The organism is Paraburkholderia sp. SIMBA_054 (assembly GCF_046534875.1).
Lineage (GTDB): Bacteria > Pseudomonadota > Gammaproteobacteria > Burkholderiales > Burkholderiaceae > Paraburkholderia > Paraburkholderia hospita.
Genome location: NZ_JAWRXV010000442.1, coordinates 1 through 325 on the forward strand (window position 1 = coordinate 1; position 325 = coordinate 325).

General features: G+C 62.5%; 1 protein-coding gene. It reads left to right on the plus strand.

Annotation, left to right across the window (positions count from 1 at the left end):
* Nucleotides 1-15: 15 nt before the first annotated feature.
* The coding region (gene msrB, locus SB822_RS55825) for a peptide-methionine (R)-S-oxide reductase MsrB (RefSeq protein ID WP_410858942.1) at nucleotides 16-325 on the plus strand (310 nt) is incomplete at its 3' end.

Consider the following 325-nt stretch of genomic DNA (forward strand, 5'->3'; position numbering starts at 1 on the left):
GAGACAGGAACCGATATGAACAATCCCGACGACCTCAAGCACGACACCCCGGCGGTGCAGAAAGACGACACCGAGTGGCGCAAGCAGCTTTCCGACATCGAATATCAGGTGACGCGGCACGCGGCCACCGAGCGTCCCTTCACCGGCCGCTATCACGATCACTGGGATCGCGGCATCTACGACTGCGTCTGTTGCGGCACGCCGCTGTTCGAATCGGATACCAAGTTCGACGCCGGCTGCGGCTGGCCGAGCTACTTCAAGCCGATCAACGGCGAAGTGATCGCGGAGAAGACCGACCGCTCGCACGGCATGCTGCGCATCGAGG